This window comes from Halomonas sp. 707B3, assembly GCF_024158645.1.
Classification (GTDB): domain Bacteria; phylum Pseudomonadota; class Gammaproteobacteria; order Pseudomonadales; family Halomonadaceae; genus Vreelandella; species Vreelandella lionensis.
In genome coordinates, this window is the sequence record NZ_JAMZBE010000231.1 from 1 (window position 1) to 3499 (window position 3499).

The 3499-nt window shown below is 59.9% G+C and carries 3 protein-coding genes and 1 riboswitch; all 3 genes read left to right on the plus strand.

Going from position 1 to position 3499, the window contains the following annotated elements; all coding sequences use genetic code 11:
- Nucleotides 1-207, plus strand: a 207-nt coding sequence (locus tag BIS10_RS17915) for a bifunctional adenosylcobinamide kinase/adenosylcobinamide-phosphate guanylyltransferase (protein WP_253507392.1), incomplete at its 5' end; no start/stop codon positions are given.
- A 32-nt stretch (nucleotides 208-239) separates the two neighbouring features.
- Nucleotides 240-475, plus strand: a riboswitch (cobalamin riboswitch).
- A 140-nt stretch (nucleotides 476-615) separates the two neighbouring features.
- Nucleotides 616-2430: a TonB-dependent receptor domain-containing protein gene (locus tag BIS10_RS17920; RefSeq protein WP_253507395.1), complete on the plus strand. Its 1815-nt coding sequence runs from the start codon at nucleotides 616-618 to the stop codon at nucleotides 2428-2430.
- Nucleotides 2411-3343 carry a cobalamin-binding protein gene (locus BIS10_RS17925; protein ID WP_392567201.1) on the plus strand — a complete coding sequence of 311 codons (933 nt, stop codon included), beginning with the start codon at nucleotides 2411-2413 and terminating at the stop codon, nucleotides 3341-3343. Before BIS10_RS17920 ends, BIS10_RS17925 begins: the two co-directional genes overlap by 20 nt.
- Nucleotides 3344-3499: the final 156 nt, after the last annotated feature.

The following is a 3499-nucleotide window of genomic DNA, read 5'->3' on the forward strand; positions in this document are numbered from 1 at the left end:
GATTTACAGCGCCTAAACCAAACCGCCGCAGAGGATAACGTCGCGCTGGTGATTATTGCCAACGAACTGGGTCGTGGCCTGGTGCCCATCGCCCGAGACCAGCGCCGCCTGCGCGATTTAAGCGGCTGGTTCACCCAGGATGCCGCCGCCCACGCTGAGCAGGTATGGTACGTGCGCCACGGCCTATTACAGGCGCTGAAAGGCTAAACGGTAAATTGACCAACCTCTAACAAGTTGCTAGTTTACGCGCACTCTCAGGTGCTGGTGGCACTAACGCCATCAGTTAAACGGGAAGTTGGTGAACGCTTTTTGTGAATCCAACGCTGCCCCCGCAACGGTGATCGAGATAAGAACGGCTAGAGACGCCACTGTGCTTACGCATGGGAAGGTGGTCGTTCGGAAAGGTATGGCGCTTACGTTAAGCCGCCCCTTTCGCTCGTCAGCCCGGAGACCGGCCTAAGAGTGATGGCTTAGAGAAGCCACGAATTACCGGCATGCGGAGGGCATGTGCAGGGCGAATACCAGAGGCGTTCAGCCGCTGCTTTCCCTTGTGTGCCCCTGCCCGGTCACTAAAAACACGCTGTGCGGGTGAGCACAGCGAGCAAGGGACCCACCATGTTTAATCGTTTTTACACCCCCGTCACTCTGGCGGCGTTCGCCATGGCCGCTTTGCCAATGGCCGTCCAGGCGCAGGCGCAAACCTCGACGCAAACGGCAGGCACTGTCAGCTCGCTTAATCCAGTGGTCGTTACGGCTGCACTGGCACCGCGCACCGCCAATGAAAGCCTCTCATCGGTCACGGTGATTGATGAAGCCACCCTGCGCCGCCAAGACCCCGTGAGTATTACCGACCTGCTGCGCGGCCAGCCGGGCGTGGACGTTTCCAGTAACGGCAGCTTTGGTAAGAACAGCAGCGTCTTTATTCGTGGCACGGGCAGTGCCCAAAACGTACTGCTGATCGATGGTATTCGCCTGAATTCAGCCACCAGCGGCGGTGCCGCCTGGCAATCGCTTGAGCCGCGCATGTTTGAGCGCGCTGAAATCGTGCGCGGCCCCCGTGGCAGCCTCTATGGTGCCGACGCCATTGGCGGTGTCATTCAACTGTTTACGCCAGAAGGCCAAGAAGACAGCCCCCAGCCGCGTATCTCCGCAGGCGGCGGCTCGTTCAATACCCAGCGCCTAAGCGCGGGTATTAGTGGGAAAGAGAGCGGCACCCGCTACAGCTTCTCTGGTAGCCACTTCAATACCGACGGCCAGCCAGTGCGTCGTGATGGCGACGACAAAGGCTACGACAACACCTCTGCGCTGGCACGGGTCTCTCACACGTTTGATAACGGGGCAGAAGCGGGCGTATTGGCCCTGCGTGCCCGCGGGCACAACGAGTACGACGGTGGGGAAAACGATTTTGTCCAGCAGGTCGCAGGCGTGTACGGCGAGCTGCCGCTGGCCGACAACTGGCGCAGCCGGTTAACGCTCAGCGAAGCCCGGGATGAAAGCGATAACTTCGCCGAGTTTGGCGACTCCGTTTTTAACACCAAAATTCGCACCGCCCGCTGGGAAAATACCGTGACTGCTGGTGCCCACGAGCTAGTGGCTGGCGCCGAGTACAGTGAAGACCGTGTAGACAGCACCACCTCATACGATGAAACCAGCCGTAGCAATGCCGCCGTCTTCACGCAGGCGCTGCTGAATTTCTCGCCCTTTATGCTACAAGGCAGCCTGCGCTTTGATGATAACGAATCTTATGGTGAAGAAGTCACCGGCAGCGTCGGCGTGGGTTATGAGCTAGATGGCCACCACACGCTGCGCGCCAACTACGGCACGGCGTTTAATGCCCCTACCTATAACCAGCTTTATTACCCCGGTTTTGGCAACCCGGACTTAGAATCTGAAACCTCCGAGTCGGTTGAAGTCGGTGTGCGCGGCCAGTATGCCCGCTGGTTCTGGGATGCGGCGCTTTACCAAACCGATATCGACAACCTGATTGCGGGCCAAGGGCTACAGTTTAACGTGCCGCAATCTCGTATTCGCGGCGCTGAGCTTAGCACTGGCGTAGAAGTGAATGAGTGGACGCTGGCCGCCGCGCTGACCTACACCGACCCTGAAAACCGCCTGACCGGCAAGCGCCTGCAAAACCGCGCGTCACAAAGTCTGCGCCTAGACGTAGACCGCGAGCTGGGGGAGTGGTCCGTGGGTGGCTCTTGGGTCGCGCAAAATCATCGCTACCGCGACGCGGCCAACGAAGATCGCCTGAGCGGGTATGGTTTAGTGAATCTGCGTGCAGGTTGGCAGTTTGCGCCGCTGTGGAGCGCTCGGGTAACGTTAGAGAACGTGCTAGACCAAGACTACGTCACCACGCGCTCGTTTGACGGCGCTGACTACATCAACGCAGGCCGGGCAGGGTTCTTGAGTGTTCACTTTGGCCAATAAGCTAATGCAGTTCGGCGGCGCCCTTGGCGCCGCTTTGTTATGGCTGGGTAGCGGGTTTGCTAACCCGCTGCACGGGGATAACCCCAGCCGCTGCGCGGTAGACGACCGTGGGCGGGAAGTGTGCTTGCACGCTTCGGCCAACCGCATTGCCACGCTTTCACCCGGTGCGACGGAACTCACCTACGCCGCAGGCGCAGGAGATCAGGTGGTGGCCGTAGTGAGTTACAGTGACTACCCGCCGGAAGCCCAGGACGTGGCCTCGGTAGGCAGCCATACCCGAATCGATTTGGAAGCCCTGGTCGGGCTTGCGCCTGATTTAGTCATCGGCTGGGTCACCGGTAACCCCGCCGAGCAGATGGAAACCCTCGAAGCGCTAGGTATGCCGGTGTTCTACATCGAGCCGCGTAGCGTGGAAGACGTCGCCCACACCATTGAGAGACTGGCCCGTTTAGCGGGAACTGAACCAACTGGGCGGCAGGCGGCTAGCGAGTTTAGAGACGGCATGGTCGCGCTTACCTCTCGCTATAGCGAACGCGATCCGGTCCCAACCTTTTATCAGGTGTGGGACGAGCCGCTGATGAGCGTTAATAACGAACATCTGATTGGTCAGGTAGTAGAGCTTTGCGGCGGCGAGAACGTCTTTGGCGATCAGCACCGTTTAGTACCGCGTTTAGACGATGAAGCCGTGCTGGCAGCCAACCCCGAGGCCATTATTGCCGGAGGCATGGGGGAGGAGAACCGCGACTGGCTCACCCACTGGGAACAGTACCCCAATCTTGCCGCCGTAACGGGCGATAACCTCTATTTTGTGCCGCCTTCTTTAATTCAGCGGCCCACGCCGCGCCTAATGGAAGGCGCACAGATTCTGTGTGACAAGCTTGAACAAGCCCGCCAAAAGCGCGGGGCCTCTTAATGGTGGCGCGCCTGTGGCAACCCCTAGGCCTGCTGGCGCTGATTGCCGTGGCCGCCATGCTGTTTTCTCTGGCAGTGGGCAGCGCGCAGCTTTCGGCAGCGCAGCTCTGGGCGGTGGTGCAGGGCCAGGGCGATGCGCTGGCGCGCACCATGGTGA

Coding starts and splice junctions, on each gene's coding strand:
- BIS10_RS17920 (WP_253507395.1), top strand. CDS start 616: ATGTTTAATCGTTTTTACACCCCCGTCACTCTGGCGGCGTTCGCCATG.